The sequence below is a fragment of the Acidianus brierleyi genome, assembly GCF_003201835.2.
GTDB lineage: Archaea > Thermoproteota > Thermoprotei_A > Sulfolobales > Sulfolobaceae > Aramenus > Aramenus brierleyi.
On record NZ_CP029289.2, the window covers coordinates 226,185 to 246,319 of the forward strand.

Annotated in this window: 21 protein-coding genes; 11 read left to right on the forward strand and 10 right to left on the reverse strand. The window is 30.8% G+C overall.

Features of this window, described 5'->3' with window-relative positions; translation table 11 throughout:
- Nucleotides 1-36: 36 nt before the first annotated feature.
- Nucleotides 37-483, forward strand: a complete 447-nt coding sequence (locus DFR85_RS17035) for a peroxiredoxin (RefSeq protein WP_110269315.1) — start codon at nucleotides 37-39, stop codon at nucleotides 481-483.
- On the opposite strand, the gene DFR85_RS17040 is transcribed toward DFR85_RS17035, so the two are convergent.
- Nucleotides 476-1,981: an NAD(P)H-hydrate dehydratase gene (locus tag DFR85_RS17040; RefSeq protein ID WP_110269316.1), complete on the reverse strand. Its 1,506-nt coding sequence runs from the start codon at nucleotides 1,979-1,981 to the stop codon at nucleotides 476-478. The two genes, DFR85_RS17035 and DFR85_RS17040, sit on opposite strands and share 8 nt — an antisense overlap.
- 328 nt (nucleotides 1,982-2,309) lie before the next feature.
- Here DFR85_RS17040 and DFR85_RS17045 point away from each other — a divergent pair, with 328 nt between their 5' ends.
- The 6 genes from DFR85_RS17045 to nurA all read left to right on the forward strand — a co-directional run bounded on the left by DFR85_RS17045 (nucleotide 2,310) and on the right by nurA (nucleotide 10,208).
- Entirely contained in the window at nucleotides 2,310-2,858 is a 549-nt protein-coding gene (locus DFR85_RS17045; protein ID WP_110271738.1) for a rubrerythrin, read from the forward strand.
- Between the two features lie 88 nt (nucleotides 2,859-2,946).
- The gene (locus DFR85_RS17050) at nucleotides 2,947-3,849 is read left to right on the forward strand and encodes an IS5 family transposase (RefSeq protein ID WP_110269317.1); all 903 of its coding nucleotides are present in this window, start codon (nucleotides 2,947-2,949) and stop codon (nucleotides 3,847-3,849) included.
- Between the two features lie 152 nt (nucleotides 3,850-4,001).
- Nucleotides 4,002-5,486 carry a DNA double-strand break repair helicase HerA gene (herA, locus tag DFR85_RS17055; RefSeq protein WP_110269318.1) on the forward strand — a complete coding sequence of 495 codons (1,485 nt, stop codon included), beginning with the start codon at nucleotides 4,002-4,004 and terminating at the stop codon, nucleotides 5,484-5,486.
- Between the two features lie 7 nt (nucleotides 5,487-5,493).
- A complete protein-coding gene (gene mre11 / locus DFR85_RS17060) occupies nucleotides 5,494-6,636 on the forward strand; it encodes a DNA double-strand break repair protein Mre11 (protein ID WP_110269319.1) in 1,143 nt (380 codons plus the stop codon).
- The gene (locus DFR85_RS17065) at nucleotides 6,626-9,223 is read left to right on the forward strand and encodes an AAA family ATPase (RefSeq protein ID WP_110269320.1); all 2,598 of its coding nucleotides are present in this window, start codon (nucleotides 6,626-6,628) and stop codon (nucleotides 9,221-9,223) included. Before mre11 ends, DFR85_RS17065 begins: the two co-directional genes overlap by 11 nt.
- Entirely contained in the window at nucleotides 9,216-10,208 is a 993-nt protein-coding gene (nurA, locus tag DFR85_RS17070; RefSeq protein WP_110269321.1) for a DNA double-strand break repair nuclease NurA, read from the forward strand. The genes DFR85_RS17065 and nurA overlap by 8 nt, the downstream gene beginning before the upstream one ends.
- Here the strand turns inward: nurA and DFR85_RS17075 are convergent.
- From DFR85_RS17075 to DFR85_RS17085, 3 genes are read right to left on the reverse strand one after another with little or no spacing between them, the layout of a single operon-like run.
- Nucleotides 10,196-10,993, reverse strand: coding sequence for a cation diffusion facilitator family transporter (locus DFR85_RS17075; protein WP_110269322.1), 798 nt, complete (start codon nucleotides 10,991-10,993; stop codon nucleotides 10,196-10,198). The two genes, nurA and DFR85_RS17075, sit on opposite strands and share 13 nt — an antisense overlap.
- A 9-nt stretch (nucleotides 10,994-11,002) precedes the next feature.
- The gene (locus DFR85_RS17080; RefSeq protein ID WP_110269323.1) at nucleotides 11,003-11,608 is read right to left on the reverse strand and encodes a class I SAM-dependent methyltransferase; all 606 of its coding nucleotides are present in this window, start codon (nucleotides 11,606-11,608) and stop codon (nucleotides 11,003-11,005) included.
- The gene (locus DFR85_RS17085) at nucleotides 11,595-12,074 is read right to left on the reverse strand and encodes a hypothetical protein (protein ID WP_110269324.1); all 480 of its coding nucleotides are present in this window, start codon (nucleotides 12,072-12,074) and stop codon (nucleotides 11,595-11,597) included. The genes DFR85_RS17080 and DFR85_RS17085 overlap by 14 nt, the downstream gene beginning before the upstream one ends.
- A gap of 302 nt (nucleotides 12,075-12,376) precedes the next feature.
- Between DFR85_RS17085 and DFR85_RS17090 the strand changes: the two genes are divergently transcribed.
- Nucleotides 12,377-13,183, forward strand: a complete 807-nt coding sequence (locus DFR85_RS17090) for a CBS domain-containing protein (RefSeq protein ID WP_110269325.1) — start codon at nucleotides 12,377-12,379, stop codon at nucleotides 13,181-13,183.
- On the opposite strand, the gene DFR85_RS17095 is transcribed toward DFR85_RS17090, so the two are convergent.
- On the reverse strand, nucleotides 13,180-13,476 hold the full coding sequence (locus DFR85_RS17095; protein ID WP_110269326.1) for an MTH1187 family thiamine-binding protein: 297 nt from the start codon (nucleotides 13,474-13,476) through the stop codon (nucleotides 13,180-13,182). The two genes, DFR85_RS17090 and DFR85_RS17095, sit on opposite strands and share 4 nt — an antisense overlap.
- Nucleotides 13,477-13,564: 88 nt before the next feature.
- Between DFR85_RS17095 and DFR85_RS17100 the strand changes: the two genes are divergently transcribed.
- Nucleotides 13,565-13,969, forward strand: a complete 405-nt coding sequence (locus tag DFR85_RS17100; protein ID WP_110269327.1) for a Fur family transcriptional regulator — start codon at nucleotides 13,565-13,567, stop codon at nucleotides 13,967-13,969.
- Here DFR85_RS17100 and DFR85_RS17105 read toward each other — a convergent pair.
- Nucleotides 13,950-14,864, reverse strand: a complete 915-nt coding sequence (locus DFR85_RS17105) for a nucleoside hydrolase (protein ID WP_110269328.1) — start codon at nucleotides 14,862-14,864, stop codon at nucleotides 13,950-13,952. The genes DFR85_RS17100 and DFR85_RS17105 overlap by 20 nt on opposite strands.
- Before the next feature lie 304 nt (nucleotides 14,865-15,168).
- Here DFR85_RS17105 and DFR85_RS17110 point away from each other — a divergent pair, with 304 nt between their 5' ends.
- Nucleotides 15,169-16,917, forward strand: coding sequence for an archaea-specific SMC-related protein (locus tag DFR85_RS17110; RefSeq protein ID WP_110269329.1), 1,749 nt, complete (start codon nucleotides 15,169-15,171; stop codon nucleotides 16,915-16,917).
- Here DFR85_RS17110 and DFR85_RS17115 read toward each other — a convergent pair.
- Genes DFR85_RS17115 through DFR85_RS17125 form a run of 3 tightly spaced genes read right to left on the reverse strand, consistent with a single transcriptional unit; the run spans nucleotide 16,883 to nucleotide 18,746 of the window.
- Nucleotides 16,883-17,209, reverse strand: a complete 327-nt coding sequence (locus DFR85_RS17115; protein WP_110269330.1) for a hypothetical protein — start codon at nucleotides 17,207-17,209, stop codon at nucleotides 16,883-16,885. The genes DFR85_RS17110 and DFR85_RS17115 overlap by 35 nt on opposite strands.
- A 33-nt stretch (nucleotides 17,210-17,242) precedes the next feature.
- Nucleotides 17,243-17,737, reverse strand: coding sequence for a CBS domain-containing protein (locus DFR85_RS17120; RefSeq protein WP_110269331.1), 495 nt, complete (start codon nucleotides 17,735-17,737; stop codon nucleotides 17,243-17,245).
- A 31-nt stretch (nucleotides 17,738-17,768) separates the two neighbouring features.
- On the reverse strand, nucleotides 17,769-18,746 hold the full coding sequence (locus DFR85_RS17125) for a metallophosphoesterase family protein (protein ID WP_432417920.1): 978 nt from the start codon (nucleotides 18,744-18,746) through the stop codon (nucleotides 17,769-17,771).
- Between the two features lie 76 nt (nucleotides 18,747-18,822).
- Between DFR85_RS17125 and DFR85_RS17130 the strand changes: the two genes are divergently transcribed.
- Entirely contained in the window at nucleotides 18,823-19,458 is a 636-nt protein-coding gene (locus DFR85_RS17130; protein ID WP_110269333.1) for a 2,3-diphosphoglycerate-dependent phosphoglycerate mutase, read from the forward strand.
- On the opposite strand, the gene DFR85_RS17135 is transcribed toward DFR85_RS17130, so the two are convergent.
- The gene (locus DFR85_RS17135) at nucleotides 19,417-20,124 is read right to left on the reverse strand and encodes a D-aminoacyl-tRNA deacylase (protein ID WP_110269334.1); all 708 of its coding nucleotides are present in this window, start codon (nucleotides 20,122-20,124) and stop codon (nucleotides 19,417-19,419) included. The genes DFR85_RS17130 and DFR85_RS17135 overlap by 42 nt on opposite strands.
- Nucleotides 20,125-20,135: the final 11 nt, after the last annotated feature.

Genomic DNA, 20,135 nt, shown 5'->3' on the forward strand with positions numbered 1-20,135 from the left:
ACTAACATTTTTAAGATTTAATTATACACTCAAGATATGGTTTTAGAAAAAGGTCAAGAAGCTCCAGATTTTGAAGCTGAAAGTAGTAAAGGAAGAATAAAACTCTCTTCACTTAGAGGAAAAAAGGTTGTATTATATTTTTATCCTAAAGCATTTACGCCTGGCTGTACTAGAGAACTTCAAAGATTTACTGAGCTTTATGAAGAATTTAAGAAGAATAATAGTGAAGTTATAGGAGTAAGTGTTGATAGCTTAAATACACAAAAGAAATTTTCAGAGAAATATAATTCTACTTTTCCACTAATTTCAGATAAAGAAAAACAGATTGTAAACACTTATGGTGTTATTAATGAAAAAGGAACCAGTGCTCAAAGAATTACGTTCATAATAGACGAGAATGGCAAAATAATAGAAGTTTTGAAAAATCTAAAGAAGGCTGAAGAGCATGCAGATAAAGCCTTAGAGATAGTAAAATCTAATTAAGAACTCTAGTATATGGTTTTTTCTTAAATGATTCTATAGGGTCTTGCAAAACATTTGGAATCTCATTAATAATTTCTGTAGAAAGTATATGATTACCTTCTTTAGCATATACTAAAGAACCGGCTAAACTATTGATAAAAACTCCTATAGACGCAGCATTAAAAGTAGAAAGACCTTGAGCTAGTAAAGTTGCCACTATTCCCGTTAAGGTATCTCCAGTTCCACCTACAGTCATTCCAGGATTTCCTGTCTTATTCAATTTGAATTTTTTACCATCGCTTATTACATCAAAATACCCTTTAAGTAGCACAGTACAGTTACACTCCTTAGCCTTTTCAATAACTTGATTTATTCTTTGTATTGGATCTTCTAAGACATCTATTCCAAAAAATATTTTAAACTCTCCAGCATGTGGTGTTATTATAAAGTTTTGATATAATTTCTCTCCCCTTATTGCTTTTAAAGCATCAGCATCAATTACGGCAAACTTACCCTTTTCCTTCATATAATTTACTATTATCTTTGATGCTTCTATAGTCTCGTCAGAGAGCCCCATACCTGGACCTATTACTATAGAATTTACCTTATCTATCCATGGCTTTAATTCGTCTAAATTATTAGGATTTATATTTTTCCCTTTTAGTTTTATTGTTATTAAATCCGGTGAATATGAGGCTATTATAGAGGCAGTATCTTCTGGTGAAGCAACATAGACTAAATCGGCTCCGGTTTTTAAGGCAGCAAGTCCAGAGAGACTAGGCGCTCCACTATATGTCTTGCTTCCGCCTATAATTAATACTCTCCCTCCAGCACCTTTCTTACTTTTCATTTCTCTTTTCCTTATATTGGTAAGAAGATCACCAGGTCCTACAAAAATCTCAGCTTCTGGCGGAATCCCTATCTTATCTACTACTACTGTAAAATTATGTTTTAATAAACCAGTTTTTATATCATGAAAAGTTACTACTAAGTCTGGCTTAACGTAATCGCCCGGAGCATCTCCTGTATCGCTGTCTATTCCTGACGGTACATCGATAGATACCTTGAAACCCATACTCTCATTAAATACCTTAATAGCGGTTCTAAATGGCTCCCTAGGTTTTCCCCTAAATCCAGTACCCAACATTGCATCTACTAATATATCAGCTTCAACTGGTTTCAGATAATCAATATCTTTTATTTCTAAAAGTTTTATAGTATAATCCATTTCTTGAATAGCTGACTGATTAAATAGTGCGTCTTTATGTTTGTTTTCACCTAACAGAATTACATTTACGTTAGCCCCTTCTCCTGCCAAATGTCTAGCACATACTAAACCATCACCACCCTTTCCTCCGTGGCCTACAAAAACATATACTGACTTACCTTTTACGTCGCCTATTTTCTTTATTATTTCATCCTTTACTGATCTGCCTGCATTTTCCATAAGTAGAAGAGTAGGCACGCCTAACGCTTCACTATTTATTTCAATAGCCCTCATTTCTAAACTAGTTATCATATTATACTTCATTGATAAATTGATTAATAATTTCAGCTTCGAGTTACTTCCTCACTTTTCAGGATTGGAGTCACTCATCACTACGAGTACCTTAGTAAATAATATTTAAAAATACTTCTTTTCATACTGAAAATGTCGTATTTAGATTTTGTACTCATGAAGAAAAAAGGTTAAATGCTTTAATAATAACTATTCATACATACAACTGTTTTCATTAGTACTTTTCAAAGAATATTAAATGATATGTGTATTATTGTCTGTAGTATTATTATGTCATATTAATAAAAGTTTATAAACTATCATGGATAACTATTTTTGGAGATCAAAAATGGCTCTAGGTAAAGAAACCGAAATGGGATTAAAGGAATTATTTAAAGCAAATGCAGAAGATTATCTAATGTTAACATTCTTAGCAAATAAGTTAGAAAAGATGGGAAGAACAGAAGAAGCTAAAATGCTAAGGGAAAAAGCTACAGTAGAATATGGACACGCTACAGGTATATTTGAAAAGTTACTAGCTAATTACGACGCTAGCAAGTTATTAGGAGATTTTGCTAAAGAAGAAGACGAAGAACACGTAAGCGAATACAATAATGTAGCTATGAAAGCAAAAGAAGAAGGACACAATGACATAGAAGCTATGTTATGCGCTTACGCAGATCAAGAAAAGGGAATAGCTGAAGCATCTAAAAAAGTTTTAGCGATGATAGGAGATTTTGCTAAAGAAGAAGACGAAGAACACGTAAGCGAATACAATAATGTAGCTATGAAAGCAAAAGAAGAAGGACACAATGACATAGAAGCTATGTTATGCGCTTACGCAGAACAGGAGAAAGATATAGCAGAAACTGCAAAGAAAGTTGCTAAGGCACTCTAAAGCTATTTTTACCTTTTTGTATTACCTACGTTGTGGATCGCTTCAGAATTATACAAAAATTTTTAAGTAATTATGCAGAGTATTACCCATGGAAAAGAAGAACACTAGGGATTGGAGCAAGTACGATGAGAACGTGGTAACAAGATATAAGCTAATGTTCCCCTTCTACGTCTTCGAACACTGGTGGGAATTACTCCAGGAAGAGAACAGGTATGCTAAGACCAAGTACAAGGCACCAAAGGAGTTCAACGACTTCCTAGCATTCCTACACTTATTCTTACCTTACAGAGCAATAGAAGGAGTACTAAGCGCACTAGCAGAAATGAAGATAATCCCGACAAGCCTAGATTATTCAACAATATGGGAAAGGGTAAGAAACATGAATATTAATTTCCCTGAAGCGAGTGACGAACTTGAAGTAATAGCTGATGGTACTGGAATAAGCACAACAAGAGGAGGACAATACGTAGTAGCAAAGTGGGGCAAAAGGAGGGATTCAAAATTCCTTAAGATTGAAGTAGTTATGGAGAAGGACGAGTTCAAGATAGTAAGCGCTGAGGTGACGAGTAATGAGGCCGAATCTGCTTCAAATACTGTAAAGGACTTGAAGGAAAAGGGTAAGGAAGTTAAGAGGTTCTATGGCGATAAGGCTTATGATACTAACGAGATTTATAATCTTGGTGTTGATGTTGTTGTTCCTCCTAGGAAAGACGCTTCTACTAGGCGTGGTCATCCTGCTAGGCGTAAGGCTGTGCGCGAGTTCAAGAAGTTGGGTTATGAACGTTGGCGGGATGAGAAGGGTTATGGTAATAGGTGGTTGGTTGAATCCTTGTTCTCAGCGGTTAAGCGTACTTTTGGTGAGTCTGTTAGGGCTACGAGTTTTGCTGGTCAAGTTGTTGAGGCTAAGCTCAAGTTTTGGGCTTATGCTTGGATGATGTACATGGCCAACCTTGTTGTTGGTCGAGCTAAGGGCTTTGAGGTCAAGAAGTAGTATAGTAAATTATTTAGGAGAGATATTATTTTCTATAGAAAACATATTTTTACTGTATCATCCTATTGAAATATATTGAACGAACCCACAAAGCATGTATTACCGTTTTCTTTCTAATATGGTTTATATTTTTATAAGATTATTTATTAGTGATGATTGTCGGTTACATTATTGGTACAGCAACAACACAAGAAGCCACTATGCTGGCTAAAGAACCTGTTAGACTTGGAAGATATGTAATTTTAGAATATGATAATCTTAAAGTATTAGGACTAATAACCGCCGTAACTAGAGGTAGTCCATTAATAAATGATTCTATGGACGACGTAGAAATTTTAGATGATATGACATTTGTTAATCAAATCCCTAGATACATAAAATCAGAAATAAAATTAGTATTTGATTTTAATTCAGGTTCACAGCCAGATATTCCCCCAATAGCAGGAACGCCAGTAAGATTTGCAGAAGACGATGAATTGAAAAAACTATTCTCTGACGGAGATATTAGTATAGGCAAATTAATTGGGACAAAGGTTCCAGTAAAAATAAAGATAAACTCTTTGGCTAGACATTTAGCAATCTTGGCTGCTACTGGTAGTGGAAAATCTAATACTGTAGCTGTAATTTCCCAAAGAATATCTAATATTGGCGGATCTGTATTAATATTTGATTATCACGGAGAGTATTACAACAGCGATATACAGTTTTTAAATCCTATAGATCCAAAGCTGAATCCTAGATACTTAGCTGCGAGAGAATTCTCAACACTTTTAGAAATACCAAGGAATGCTCCTATACAGTATAGGATTTTAAGGAGGGCATTTACAGAATATCAAAAAGAAATTGAGGAAAAAATAAATTCTGGGGAAATTGATATGTCGCAGTTAAATGATTCTTTTATTGACGATATTGAGAGAATAATAAATGACATACTTAAAGATGACCAGCAGAAAAAAGCTAAAGATTCTGCAGATGAGGTCAAAAATAAACTTGAAGAATTTGCAGAAAGGTATGCAGGCATAATAGACTTAACTGCCCCTGATATAACTCTTCAGATAAAAACACGAAGGGTGAATGTAGTAGATATTAGCCATTTAGATGAAGACGCTATGGACGCAATAGTTTCTCATTATCTAAGAAAAATTTTGGAATGTAGAAAGAATTATAAAAGGAAAGGCAAAGGACTTAGTTTTCCAGTAATTTCAGTTATCGAAGAAGCACATGTTTTCCTTTCTAAAATAGACAATACACTAACAAAAATTTGGGCGGGGAAAATAGCTAGAGAAGGAAGAAAATTTGGTGTAGGTCTTATAATAGTTAGTCAAAGACCGAAGGGACTAGATGAAAATATATTAAGTCAAATGACGAATAAGATTATTTTAAAAATAGTCGAACCCAATGATAAAAAATACATATTAGACGCAAGTGACAATTTAAGTGAAGATTTAGTAAATCAATTGTCGGCATTAGATACTGGAGAAGCAATAATAATTGGCAACCTAGTTAAGATTCCTGCATTTGTTAAAATAGATAGATTTGAAGGAAGATTAGGAGGAGCAGATCCAGATATGATAGGCGAATGGCAAAAAGCTGAAGAAGAAGATAAACTAAATTCAACAGCGGCGGATTTTGGGTGAATAAAGGATGCAATTTCTTCATATTTCAGATACACATTTAGGTAACAGAAGATATAATTTAGAATCAAGAGAAAATGATATATATAATACTTTTAATGAACTCATAGATACTGCTGTAAGGGAGCATGTAACTGCAGTAGTTCACACTGGAGATCTCTTCGACGAATACAAACCTTCTAATACTGCAATAATGCAGTGCATTAGAGGCTTAAAAAAGCTTAAAGAAAAAAATATTCCTTTTATAGCAATACCAGGAGATCATGATACTCCAAAGAAGAAAGGAGAAATTTATACCCATAGAATACTTAGCGAAAGTCTAGAATTAATGCACTTAATAACGGGAGATGAGATAAAATTTTATGAAATGAATTACAATGGTGATACAATAAAATTTTTCGGCATCAAACATATACCTACAGTTGCGAAGCAGAAATTGCTAGATACTTTAAGTACGTTGAAACCAGATGGAAAGAAAAATGTACTGATGCTTCATCAAGGTCTTAGAGATAAGTTACCGTATGACGGAGCATGGCAAATCGAAGAAGGCAATCTTCCTAAAGGTTTTGATTATTACGCATTAGGCCATTTTCATACTCGATTCATAGAGCACATCTCAAGCGGAGTTCTAGCCATAGCAGGCTCTCCAGATATAATTAGAGAAGAGGAAATAGAAGGATATAAAAACCTTGGTAAAGGAGCGTATTTAGTAGATTTATCTGGAGATCAACCTAATGTAGGAAAAATAAATTTAGAGATAAGACCGCAAGAAGTTATAAGTATTAATACATCAAGAATAGATTCTGATATAGACAATATTCTTAAAAAATACGAAAATTATAAATTAAAACCAATTTTACATGTAATACTAGAAGGAGAGAAAATTGAAAGAAATAAATTATTTCAGAAAATAAGTAATTTAAATAAAATAGCAGAATATTATAGAATATTTAAAGATAATACAGAAGAAGGAGAGAAAACGAAAATAAAAGTTCCTACTGGCTCAACAATAAATCAAATTATTAAAAATTATTTACAGGCTAGAGGTTATTCCGATAATGAGATTAATTCAATAATAGAAATTATAAATAATTATAACTCTGATGAGATAGAGAATATGATTAAAAAATTTGGTGGTATGGATGAGAATTGATAATATATATTTAAAAAATTTTTTAAGTCATACAGAAAATTCTGTAAGTTTTAAAGGAAAAGTGAATGTAATAATAGGACATAATGGTGCTGGAAAGACTTCTATTATCGATGGAATAGTATATGCTCTATATAGGGAGAGTAATAGAGCTAAAGCTAATAATCTAATAAAATTAGGTACGTCTAGTGCAACAATAAATCTTACAATTTCAAATGATAACAGTAAAATAATAGTAAAACGAAACATACCAAGTGGCACTAGCGACATTTTATATATTAATAATTCTGCAACGGCTCGAGGAGCTGAAAAAGTTACTGAAGAGCTAGAGAAAATTATGCAAATGGATAGAGATGTTATGTTATCTACTATAATAGTTAGACAAGGAGAAATAGAAGACATCTTTAGAAATTTAACCAACGTTATGAAAAATATTATGAAAATAGAAAATATGGAAAAACTTACGGAAAGTACAGGACCCATTTTCTCTGTATTAAAAGATATAAACTCTAAATTAGAATATATTGAAAAAAGTGAGAAAGAATATAATGATGTAAAAATTAGTTTAACAGATCTCAAAAATAAGTATGTAGCTCTAAATGAAGAATTAAAAGATCTTAATGAAAAAGAGAAGGAAATTAATGAAAAAGAGAAGGAAATTAATGAAAAATATGATAAACTCACAATGATACAAACTAAATACAATTCACTAAAAAATATGTTAATTGATAAGGAGAATAATTTAAAGAAAATTCTACAAGAACTCGAAAAAATGGGTGATCTTGAGAAAAATAAGCAAGATGTGGAAAATAAAATAAATAAGTTAGCTGGAATAGAGCAAGCTAGAAATCTATTTGATGAGTTAAAAAGAATTACTAAGGAATTGGATATGGAGAATAGTGATAAAAATAAGTTAGAAATAGAAATTAGTAGTATAGAAAAATCCTTACAGAGAAAAGAGCAAATATCTAATGAATATCTAAGATATGTAGAAATAGAACAACTACTAGAGGATTTAGAAAATGAAGAAAAAGACTATAATAATAAACTCTCTGAAAAGAAAATTAGAGAAAAAAGAATTAATGACCTAAGAGAGAAACTTAACAGAATAAAAATAGAGAATTTAGATGAAATACAAAAAAATATAGACGAACTAGATAAAAGGATCTCTGATTTACGTACGCAGAAGGGGCAGTCACAAGCCGAATTAAACGAAGCTGAAAAAATACTTACCGGATTTAAAGATATAAAAGATAATAAATGTCCATTATGTAAAAGACCTTTAGATGAAGAACATAGAACAAAGTTAATGCAAGAAGCTAATGAAAAATACGCTGAAAAGAAAAAGGAAATTAAAGATTTAGATAAAAAAATAAGTGAGGCTCAGTCCGAAAAGGATAATTTGACTAGAAAATTAGATAACTATAGAAAGAATCAAACAATATATAACCAAATATCGCATGATTTAAATGACGAAGAAGAAAAACTTAAGGAATTAGAAGAAAAACTTAAGGAATTAGAAGAAAAACACAATTATTATCAAAATTTAAAATTAGAAGAGAAAAGATTAAAACAATTCTATGAGGAGTACATGACGTTACGGAATATCACTGAAGATTATCTAAATTCCAAAAAACAACAGCTTAATAACATAAGCAAAATAATCATTGAAAAGAAAAATCGTATTGACGAAATTAAAACTAAATTAGGGAATTTAACTGAACAAGATATTTCAGATAAACTAAAGGAATTAAACGAAGCTAAGAATGAGTTACAAAAAATAAATATCCAGATAGGTAAAAAGAAAACTTATATGGAAAATTTACAGAATTTACAAGAAAGTATAGATCAAATTAAAAGCGATATATCCAAGATAAATTTTTCAGAAGAAGAATACCAGGAAGTCAAACAGGAACGAGAAAATATTCTCAAAGAACAAAAAGATATTATATCCAAAATCTCAGAGATAAAAGGAAAATTAGAGCAGATATCTATTAGCATAAAAGAGAAAGAGAATAAGCTTACTGAAATAGAAAATACTATAAAAGATAAGACTAAGTTGGAAAACGCTAAGAAAAAACTTCAAAAATTAAGAGAAGATTTAGGAGAAAAAGGATTGCAAAACTATATAATATCTGCAGTAAAAACAAAAATAGAAAATAATCTTAATGAGATAGCTCCAATGTTTAATCTTGCTTTTACTAGAATTTCTTTAAATTTCGATGCCTCCACAAGAGGACAGAAAATAAAAGCTAATATTTCGGCATACGATAATTACGGCAGAGAATTTTCTATAGATATGTTAAGTGGTGGAGAAAAAATCTCTATAGCACTAGCATTAAGATTAGCCATAGCAAAATCGCTAATGGATACTGTTGGTTTCATGATATTAGATGAACCTACTATACACCTTGATGATGAAAGAAGAAAGGAATTAATGAATGTTATAAGAAGCTCTTTAGATATGGTGCCACAAATTATTATAGTTACTCATGATGATGAAATCTTGGAAATAGGAGATTATGTAATAAGATTGGAAAAAAGAGGATCGGAAAGTAAAGTATTCGAAGAGGTTCCAGGGAATGATTGATAAAGCTTACAAAGAATTAGCAGAAAATTACGATAATCTAAAAAATCAATTAAAAACTTTTTATAAAAATATTGGGAAAGAAGTTTCGAATAAAGTGAAAGAAATATGGATTCCTTACACACCGAAATCATCAATAAAAAAATATCTAGCTATTGATGGAGGAGAATTCGTAAAAGAAATGAGAGTTGGAACAATATTTATAGTAAACGCTGAAGCTATATTAAGTAATGGTATAAATTCTGAACCGATAGATACATATACAAAAGTAGGTGTTTTTAGGCCAGGTAATCTAGCAAAAGAAAGAGTTTCAGAATTAATGGCAACAGTTGAAACTAAATTGGCATTAAAAAATAGTGATAAGTCAGATTTTATTTTAATGGACGGAAGTTTTAATAAGAAACTAAATAAAGGTAAAGGAATAGAATCAAACCTTGAATATTCCTTAGATGACATAAATTCTCTTAAGTTTTATGATGAAAACGAAATGTACAAATCATTAATAGTAGAAAAACAGATAACCATTTCTAAACTTATTAATGAGCTAGATAAGAGAGTATTATGGATATCAAAAACTAGTAGAAGTAGAGACATATTTCTCCAACAACTATCTGATTTAGTAATTCTAGAAACTTTCACATATGAGACAGGCTATACATTACCTGTATGTAAGAGGATTAATCAGGATGATTTAGTAACTCATCCACTTGTTAATTTATCGGATTTTAATGTATGTACTTCTTTTATTCGTCTAAAAAATGGCAAAAAGATTCTTAGACTAGATATAGTATCTAAAGATAAAATAGAAGAGAAATATATACAGCAAATTATAGATAATTTAAGCCCAGTAAGTATTAAGGGATATCCGTATCCTTTATTAAAAGTTCATTATGACGTAAAGGTAAACATAAAGGATAGAGAAAGAATTACACGAATGTTAGGATTATCTAGATCTGGAGTCGATTGGTGGCCAAATCAATTTTTCTGATCTTCTCTTTTGGATTCAAACTGTATAGTTACATGATTTATATTAAATTTTTGCGAAAGAATTTTTTCTATTTTTTCTCTTTTTATATCGAGTTCCCTCAGTGTAACGTCCGGATTCTCTTCTACATGTAAAGTAGCAATTCTCATATGATCACAAAGTGCCCACACATGAATATGATGAGCACCAGGAAATATTTCCCTTATATTTTTTTCTATCATTGTAATATCTACAGGAGATTTTTCCATTAGAACGTCTAATGATATTTTTATAGTATTAACGTTCAAAAGTAACATAACTAATACCACTAATAGTGCTGTAATTAGATCTATTATATTCTTAAAATTATAGAATATTGATATGAAAGCTCCAAAACCTCCTATTAAGTATCCAATTATATCAGATATAGTATGAAGCCTAATCCCTCTCTCCTTATGATTTATTGTTAGTAATAATATTAAAGAAACTAAAATTGAACTAATAACTACTAGAGATGAATTTTCTATTATTTTAAATTCAACATAAACTATGGAAAGAATGACCGACAATATTGTGCCTATAAATACAATACTAGTATTGACTAATGCTGATAAAACCTCGAGTCTATGAAGCCCGTATGTATAGTTAGAATTTTTCATAAAATAAACAGCTAATATGGAAAAACTCACTGTAATAGCATCAAATAATGCATGCAAGGACTCAGCTAAAGCTATAACGTTTTTGGATAAAATAAATATCATCAAAAGTATTGAAAATACTAGCCAAAAACTAAATACTGATTTTTCCATTAATATTTTTTAGCTATTGATAGCTTTTATACCTTTAACACATACATAAGACCCGCTAGAATCTAGTCTTGGCTCTTCTTCTTTTTCTTGATCAAAAGGAGAATACGTGAGTGTAGATATTATTTTAATTATTCTGTAATATTTACTAATGTATTTAATAAGTTCATCTTTTGATATAAAATGAGCTTTAGAATAGTATTTATGCCCTTTCTTACCTAATTCTTCATAAAACTCTCCCCACGGTGAATCCTTAGCTACTATACATGTATTAATCTCATTAGCTACTCTCCAAATTTCTCTTATAAATGCCTCTACATCACTTATAAAACATATTGTTACTGATATGAAAGCGCATTTTACTGCATTATCTCTAATAGGAAGATACAAAGCATCTGCTACTATTTTATCATTCTCAACGTCTTTAAGCATGAATTCTGAAATATCTATAGAAATTGTTCTACCTTTCATTACTTCATGAAACACTGCTGGTCCAGAGCCTATATCTAGGCAGTCATTTAAGTTTAGTAATTCCACTGCTTTCTTTTCAGTATTATAGATTTTTATGTGTTTTATATACCAACCCTTATATTCGTTAGGATTATTAAATATTTCCATTATTATCTTGTTTTATAGAAAGTTTAATAAGTATTAGTGTTACATTTAGCTTATCTTCTATTTCATTAAGAAAATACATTAATTCTTCTTTCCTTCTCTTTAGCGAAGAAGAATTATACATGAATTCATTTAATCGAGATTCTATATATTCTATTTCTTTTACTATATTATTTTTTATTTTCTCATAATACGAATATATCTCTAGCAAATCTGTTATTGAATATAAATTTTCATTCCTTATGGAGAAAAAAGGACATATAAAACAGAGTACTGGATGAGGATTTATCTTATTCTCAGACCTCCAAATAGTAACTATATTTTCTTTTATATTTATTCTACTACAGAAACCATTGGTAAAGTATGCACAAGAATCTTTCCTACTTTTTCCCTCATATTCAATTTGTTCATAATTCTTTATTTTAGAAGAAAGAAAGACATCTAATATTTTCAGCCTAAACTCCTCCATACATAATATTATAACTTACTAGAATTAATATCTTGCAAATTACTATAGAGCTATTGAAACGTATTACTTCAATAGTCTTACGATTTCAAGTGAAATTCTTAGTTGATAGAAATGATTTAATAATATTATCTAAACTTCTATGTTTACAGCAAAGTTGAAGAAGTATCATTTGAAGTTATTAACGAATTTTACTATAGCATCAAATGATTGTAAAAAGGTGTATTTGAATAGTAAAGAAGTTGCTAAATAATTAACTAAAAAACTGGAATGATTTTTTAAGCTTTGATATCTATAAACAAAATATGGGAATAATTAGAGAATCAGTAATTTTACGTCCTTATGATTCGATACTTTACGCAATAAAAGTAATGATAATGGAATCTGTACCAAAAGCTGTAGTAACTGACGAGAAACAATACCCGCTTGGTTTTTTAACACAGAAGGACATCATAAGATTTCTTTTTGAAAAATCAGAGAAAAGAAACCTAAAAGATATATTTATTTCAGAAGCTATGAGAAAGGATTTCATTTGTGTCAATCAATCAATAGATCCACTAGAAGCTGCACAAGTAATAATAGATAAAAAACAGCCTCTTCTTATAGTATGTTCTGATGAAGATAAGTATATTGGAATGATAATAAAAAGCGACCTTAATAGTTTCTATTCCAGTCAAATAAAAGGTCTTCAGAAAGTATCAGAATATATGACAGCACCTGCAATTACTGTAAGTCCTAAGGAAGATTTATTCAACGCAATAAAAATCATTTTAGAAAAAAATCTGAGTAGACTTATTGTTTTTGATGATAAAATAGAAGGAACTATAACTACTACGGATCTATTGTATATGGCTCCCATAATAAAATATAAAGATGTAAAAATAGAGGTTGCAGATGTAATGAGCCCAAATCTTATAGTAATAGACGAAGAAGAGGACTTGTCTAATGCTGCTAAACTTATGGCATCAAGAAAAATTAAAGGTATACCGGTTGTTAAAAAAGACGGTACACTTTCTGGAGTAATTACAACTACAGATATCGTAAAAGCATTATTAGATGATAAAGTTAGAAGATATCTATATGAAATAAAAATGTATACTTCTACCTTTTAGGTTTTTATAACTTCTAGTTTATGCTCTATTGAGTTTTCTTTATCTCTTCTATCATCTATCTTCATAAAACTAACTATTCTTTTAATACCCTCAGAAGCTAAAGCATCATCAATATCTTTTAAAATATACCCTAATTGAGTAATATCATCTAATTCTAAGCTTGTCATAGAAGGAGCTGGATAGAATTTTATTCCCTTTGATTTTAGCACATCGTAGACTATTTTTACATATTTAGATATACTTGTAGTTCCAGTTCCTATAGGTTCTACACTTATATCAACTATGTATTTCATAATAATATCTAACCTAAAGACTGTTAAAATAACTTTCGTAACGCTAATGGCAAATTTTAAATTACTATAAGATAATAGTAGCTATAGAATGGAAACTGATAATGTTGAATTATTGAGAAAGAAGGGATTGAAAGTAACTCCACAAAGAATTGCTATCTTAAAACTCCTAAATAGAGGTGGGCATTTCAACGGAGAGCAAATTTTTGAGGAACTGAAAAAAACTGAACCTAGCATAAGTTTATCTACTGTATATAATACGCTCGACGTTCTAGAAAAATCTGGAATAATAAATTCTTTTGAAGCTAACGGAATAACATGGTACGAGATGAGAAGAATACCACATATAAATGTATTTTGCATAGATACTAACGAAATAATTGATATGGATGTAAATTTGGAAAGTATAAGTGAACAATTAAATGAGAAAGGAATAAAAGTGATTAACTTAAGCCTTGTAGCTTATGCAGAATGCTCTAGTTTGAAAGAACATTAAAGAGCGTTTTTATAAAATTTTCTCTATTTGCCTCTAGAACAATTTCTGCATTACACTTTCTTTTAGAGTTTTTATAAAAATCTATCAGCATTGCTCCCCTTGATATTGAACAAGTTTCTACATCAACAAAATATTTCTTAGACTTTAATATAGAAGAATTATCATATGCTAAATAAACTGTTAAAGAATCTGTTTGAACACTTCCTGGAGCACCATGAGCTTTAGAATATTCCCTTAAAGTGCTATTTACTGAAACAAAGAAATTAGAGGATCTAGTGTTTAATTTTTCAATTTTATTCCATAAGTTATCATCTATAAAGGCAGCATCTTCAGTTACTTCCCAGGGTACTATAGTAATATCAAAGCCAGCGTGCAACACTATCTTTGCTGCTTCTGGATCTACCCAAAAATTAAACTCTGCTATGCACGTTGTATTACCTCTACTAAATGCTCCACCCATTATCCAGACCTTTCTTATTCGTTGAACAATTGATGGATCTTTCAAATAGGCCAATGCTAAGTTGGTTAGGGGAGATACCGCCAGAATTTCTAGGTTATCGTACTCCTTTGACAATCTTATTATAGCATCTACTGCGTGCTCTTTCTCTGCCTTCCTATTAGATTCTAAATGCTCTATTTTTCCCATACCTTTTTTGCCATGAACTTCCTCCACTGTTTTCCAAATACCTAATATTGGTCTAGAGCTTCCCATAAATACTGGAACGTCCATATTAAAATATTCTAAAGTAAAAAGTGCATTTTTTACTTCTTGTTCAAAGTTTACATTTCCTGAAACTATTGTAACTCCTACTAAATTGAAAAGTTTAGAAGCTAATAGAATTGCTATAGTGTCATCGCTAGCCGTATCTGAATCTAATATTACATTTCTAGCCATAAATTGAGTAAAGATAGATCAATATTTATGATTTTGGCCTATCTAGAAGGATAGTTCTACCATTAATATATATTTATGTTTAAAAATATCATTTAATATATTTTGAATTATCATATGGAAAGTTATTTCCTATTGCGCTGTTTAGTTTATATTCAATAATTTAAAGGCAAGACAGCAGAGTGAAGAATCAAAACCATTCACAGTTGTAACTTGCCATTATATTGCTAACCAGGTAAATATTGAGGTATACATGGTGTAAGTTCATGGAAAAGATTTTTTAATTATATTTCAATACACTATCTAGATGAAGTTCAAAGTATATAATATCGGTGGTATAGTTAATCCGTTAGAGGTAGAAATTTCAAAAGGTGTCAGCGTATATAAAGCACCAAATGCATACGGTAAAACATCAATAGCTAGAGCATTACTATCGCTATTAACATCTAGCATAAAACCTGATGAGTTACTTAATGTATTTGCAGATAATGGATATATTGAGTTAGAATATGAAGGGAAATCATATTACAGAAGAATTAAAAGAATAAGAAATAAATTGTTGGAAAGCTCCAAACTTTACATGGATGATGATAGAGCCCTGCTATTATCATATTTCTCACCAGAGAATAAGCTATTAAATCAAGTCTTAGGCGGGCAAGAAAACGTAGAGTGGTTTATATCATCAACATCAAAAATAGATGAGATAAAGAAGAAGAAGGAAGAGGTTGAAACTAAACTTTCGAGTTTACAGAAGGAAAGAGAAGAATTAAATGACAAATATAAGCAGGCATTGGATCTTAAGGCAAAAATGAGAAATATAGACGACGAGATAGCTAGATTAGAAAAAGAAAAGGAAAGTGATAAAATCCTTAACAAGACTACGCATGCTATTACTACAACAAGACAGAACAAACTAAATGAAATCATAGATAAGATAAACGCAAAAAGAAACGAACTTAACGAAATTCAAACAAGACTCACTAAATTAGAATTAGAGATCCAACAAAAAGAAAGTATGATAAAACCTGAAATTATAAAATCATTCCAAGATCAAATAGCCCAGATCGATGAAGAATTACAAAGAAAATCCTCCTTGAGAAATGATACTGAAATAGAAATAAGACTATTAGAAAGAGTCCTTGATGAAATAAAAGAATCAGAAAAGAAAAAATTGTCCACTTGTTACGTATGTGGAAGTCATGTAGATCCTGATGCATGGAAAGTAAGAAGCGATATTATATCAAAAGAGTTAAGAGAAAAAATGGCCAGTTTTGATAGTATTAAGAAAGAGTCAGAAGAATTATCAAAGAAGAAGGATGAATTGAGCAGGAGAATCAAGGAAATAGAGGCATTACAAAATGATGTAGCTAAATTAAGAACTTCCAGACAAGATCTTATAGATAAAATAGAAGCAATAAAAACTCAGATAGAAAATTATGAAAGACAAAAAAGAGAGATGGAAGATAGATTTAGTAGAAGCTCTGATATGCTCAGAGTAGTTGAAGTCGAGGATGAACCTACTAGAAGGATTCATGAATTACAGAAAAAGAGAGGAGAGCTCGAATATGAACTTTCATTGCTTGGAGTACCTAATGCACTCCTAGAAAAACTTTCTGAAAAGGAAAAAGAGATTGAAGATTTACAAAAACTATCCGAAGATCTAAAGAAAGAATATATAAGAAGATTAACAATAGCTAGAGAAGAATTTATGAAAATTTCAAATCAGTTACTAAGTCAATTAGAATTTGATTTGGAAGCTGAAATTAATGATAATTATCAGCTAGTGGTAAAGAGAAATGGCGCTACACTAGATTTAAAGAAACTATCATCTTCAGAAAGGACTACTTTAGCGCTAATATTAGTAATAACTGGTCTGAAATCATATTTCAAGACGCCATTCTTCATAGTAGACGAATCATTTATGACATTCGATCAAAAAAGATTTGATAGATTAGTCAATTACCTAGCCGATGTAACTGACTATATAATAATAACAAAAAGCGATGAAAATGTTGAGTTTGTTAAGGAGACCATGGAACCTCAAGTCTCTTCATAAGTATTTTATTTAAATCTGTATTTACTGCATCTTGAACTTGTTGCGGAATACTAGTAATTGGCGTGAACCATCCTACTGCTGTTGTCATTCCTAACTCTTCTGCCTTAGACTTTAACCATAATGCCACTGCTAAACCTGCTAATGTAGGTTTAAAAATAACTATAGACGGACCTATAGACGAACTAGATATCTTTATAGAATGTTTTGATATGGTCTTCCATCTTGTTTTTGTTATTATTCTAACTAATTCTTTTGCCCTATCTTTTTCCCCTATAGCATAAAATATTATCATAAGTAGAAAACAGTTATAACCTATTAAAAAAGTTTAGCCAGACCCTGTTCCGCATCCACAATATCCATATTCATCTATTTCCATACCACATACTGGGCATATAACGCCGCTTCCCTTAACTTCTGTCCATTCCTTGCCAAACTGTAAAAAATGTGGATCTAGAACAGCTTTAGCTAAATCGCGTATAGAAACTATTCCATATACTTTTCCATCTTTCTCTATTATAGGCAAATGTCTAAATCCATTTTCAAGCATTATATTTAACGCTTCTGCTACAGTTGTATCTTCAGTAACTCCTTTAACATCTTTAGTCATGTATTCTGATACTTTAGCATCAATGTTTCTATCAGCTACTACTTTAACTAAGTCTCTTTCAGTTATTATACCTACAACCACTTGTTCCGAATTTAGAACTAAAAGAGAACCAAGATTAAATTTTTTCATCTCTTGAGCTGCAAAGCTAACTGTATCAGTATCTTTAACAAAATGGATTTTTGTTGTTGCAACTTGTGAAACTTTAGTTGACATAAATCAAATTCTTTCTAATAAGATAAAAACTTTACCCTATGATAAACTGATGTGCTTTTACCTTGTTGCCTTCTAAGACTATATATACAGCGTGTAGAATACCTTCTCCATACTCACTTCCTGGATTTAATACAAGAGTTCTTCCAACCTTGTCAAAAGCTCTAGATTCATGAATATGTCCATGTAAACCTAATAATGGTTGGTATTCTTCCTCTATTTTCCTTACTGAAGTAGAACCTACATGTGTCATAACTATTTCTCCACCTTTAACTACTGGCTTCAAATTTTTATCAAGCAATGGAGCATTATCTAAATTACTACCGTAAGGAGGTGCATGAAAGTTAAATATTGCCTTCTCTGGATTAGATACTTTTTCAGCTTCTTCCTTCAATTTCACATACAAGTCTTCCTCTTTCATTTCTCTAGGAGTATTCCAAGGAGTTGGATTAACGTAGCCATAAGATACCATCTCATAATCTCCTAATTGAATCAATTTTCCTTCAGTCTTTATCATTCTGTCACTTTCAGATAGAACATCAAACATGTATTCAGGGTCATCGTTACCTAGATTATAATATAAGGGCATATTTGTATCTGATAGTTTTTCATCTGCTATCTTTATCCAATTTCTTAATACTTCTGAGATAGCCGTCTTAAAAGCTTCATTAACTTTTTTCTTATCATCTTGCATAACTTCCACATCTTTTTTATCAGTTATTATATAATAATTTCCAGCATTTCTGATCTCGGTTATAATTTGTTGTAAACCTTCTTTACCCACAGTTTTTCCATCAGCTTCATATTTTCCTTCACCTAATTCTATTATGGGAATTAATGCCTTTCCTGCCAAATCTCCGCCTATAATTAATGCGTCTACTTTATACATTTTACCAGCATTTAGAAACTTTTTGAAAACTATATCTGAACCATGTATATCAGACGTGTATAAAATCTTGAAAGGCTTTGAGTCTACATTATTATTGTTTTGCTTTCTATGAAATAAGCCCACGATATTTACTTTTAATCACATCATATTTAAGTTTTATTAACGTTTACTTAAAAAGAAGTTCAGTGATAATATAAAAATGGTCCTACTACTCTTTATACGGCATGGACAAAGTGAATCTAATGTTAACAAAATTTTATCACATGATATTAATGGCTATCCTTTAACTAATGAAGGTAAATTACAAGCTAAGAAGACTGCTGATGAACTGAAAAAAATAAGAATTTCGAAGATTTTTACAAGCCCAGTGCTTAGAGCATATCAGACTGCATCAATTATAGGAAATGAACTTGGAATAATACCCATAATAGATGATAGACTTAGAGAAAGGGGATTAGGTGAATTAAATAATAAGAAATTTGATCCAAATGATCATTGGAAATTGAAGTTAACAAAAGGGCAAATAGAAGTTAAAGGTTTAGAAAGCTGGGATTCAATGAAAAAAAGACTATCAGAATTTGTATATTCGCTCGCTGACAATGATTGCGCAATAGTAGTAGTAAGTCATTATGATCCTATAAGAGCACTAATAGGATATATTTTAGATTTAGACGATCTATCAGCGTATGGAATTTCATTACCAAACGCTAGTATAACTACTGTAGAATTCGAAAAAGATAAGAATATGTTTAAAATACACTCTATAGGTTCACCGATTATATCCCAGAGCCTATTATCTAAACTCAATAGATATATTATTACTATTAATACTTGACATTATTTTTTGACGTAAATTACGGTTTACACTATCGAATATTATGGTATCAATTCTATCAATACTATTTTGTATTACCTGATTAATTATGTTCGAATCTAATTCTGTTAAATAGTGTTTTGATATAATATGAGATATACAATATTTTTTGGCTAGTTCGCTAAAATATGTAGCATAATGAGGGCCACCAAAACCAACTGCTATTTTTTCGCATGATATAGATTGATATTTATCTATACCGTTAACTACTGAATTTACCAGCTCTTTTACTAATTTTTCATTTTCCCAATATTCTTCACTGCTTCCTATCTCAGCAAATACCACTGGCTTATTTAATGTAGGGCCATGATGTGTGGCCTCTATCACTTTGTCTATATTCACATTAATTTTAAGCATTTCTCTATATATAGACGTTAAAAGTCTAGGAAACGCTATTCCTAAAGTTTTAGGCCGACCTCCCATAGCTTTTTCAGAAGGATTACCAGGGTAATGTACAGTGAATGCTGGTATATGTGATGAGCTTTCGTGCCTACTAAGTATAACTATAGCATCTGCATCATTATAAGTAAAATCTGTTACATCATCCTTTACTTCTTTAAAATCAAACAATTTCTTAGCCGTTCTCCCTACTGGGTCTTTTTCTGAAACTATTATCTCTATGTTCAATTAAAATCGTC

Excerpts from the sequence above, each read along its gene's own strand:
- DFR85_RS17035 (WP_110269315.1), top strand. The coding sequence starts at position 37 with ATGGTTTTAGAAAAAGGTCAAGAAGCTCCAGATTTTGAAGCTGAAAGT.
- DFR85_RS17040 (WP_110269316.1), bottom strand. The coding sequence starts at position 1,981 with ATGATAACTAGTTTAGAAATGAGGGCTATTGAAATAAATAGTGAAGCG.
- DFR85_RS17045 (WP_110271738.1), top strand. The coding sequence starts at position 2,310 with ATGGCTCTAGGTAAAGAAACCGAAATGGGATTAAAGGAATTATTTAAA.
- DFR85_RS17050 (WP_110269317.1), top strand. The coding sequence starts at position 2,947 with ATGGAAAAGAAGAACACTAGGGATTGGAGCAAGTACGATGAGAACGTG.
- herA (WP_110269318.1), top strand. The coding sequence starts at position 4,002 with ATGATTGTCGGTTACATTATTGGTACAGCAACAACACAAGAAGCCACT.
- mre11 (WP_110269319.1), top strand. The coding sequence starts at position 5,494 with ATGCAATTTCTTCATATTTCAGATACACATTTAGGTAACAGAAGATAT.
- DFR85_RS17065 (WP_110269320.1), top strand. The coding sequence starts at position 6,626 with ATGAGAATTGATAATATATATTTAAAAAATTTTTTAAGTCATACAGAA.
- nurA (WP_110269321.1), top strand. The coding sequence starts at position 9,216 with ATGATTGATAAAGCTTACAAAGAATTAGCAGAAAATTACGATAATCTA.
- DFR85_RS17075 (WP_110269322.1), bottom strand. The coding sequence starts at position 10,993 with ATGGAAAAATCAGTATTTAGTTTTTGGCTAGTATTTTCAATACTTTTG.
- DFR85_RS17080 (WP_110269323.1), bottom strand. The coding sequence starts at position 11,608 with ATGGAAATATTTAATAATCCTAACGAATATAAGGGTTGGTATATAAAA.
- DFR85_RS17085 (WP_110269324.1), bottom strand. The coding sequence starts at position 12,074 with ATGGAGGAGTTTAGGCTGAAAATATTAGATGTCTTTCTTTCTTCTAAA.
- DFR85_RS17090 (WP_110269325.1), top strand. The coding sequence starts at position 12,377 with ATGGGAATAATTAGAGAATCAGTAATTTTACGTCCTTATGATTCGATA.
- DFR85_RS17095 (WP_110269326.1), bottom strand. The coding sequence starts at position 13,476 with ATGAAATACATAGTTGATATAAGTGTAGAACCTATAGGAACTGGAACT.
- DFR85_RS17100 (WP_110269327.1), top strand. The coding sequence starts at position 13,565 with ATGGAAACTGATAATGTTGAATTATTGAGAAAGAAGGGATTGAAAGTA.
- DFR85_RS17105 (WP_110269328.1), bottom strand. The coding sequence starts at position 14,864 with ATGGCTAGAAATGTAATATTAGATTCAGATACGGCTAGCGATGACACT.
- DFR85_RS17110 (WP_110269329.1), top strand. The coding sequence starts at position 15,169 with ATGAAGTTCAAAGTATATAATATCGGTGGTATAGTTAATCCGTTAGAG.
- DFR85_RS17115 (WP_110269330.1), bottom strand. The coding sequence starts at position 17,209 with ATGATAATATTTTATGCTATAGGGGAAAAAGATAGGGCAAAAGAATTA.
- DFR85_RS17120 (WP_110269331.1), bottom strand. The coding sequence starts at position 17,737 with ATGTCAACTAAAGTTTCACAAGTTGCAACAACAAAAATCCATTTTGTT.
- DFR85_RS17130 (WP_110269333.1), top strand. The coding sequence starts at position 18,823 with ATGGTCCTACTACTCTTTATACGGCATGGACAAAGTGAATCTAATGTT.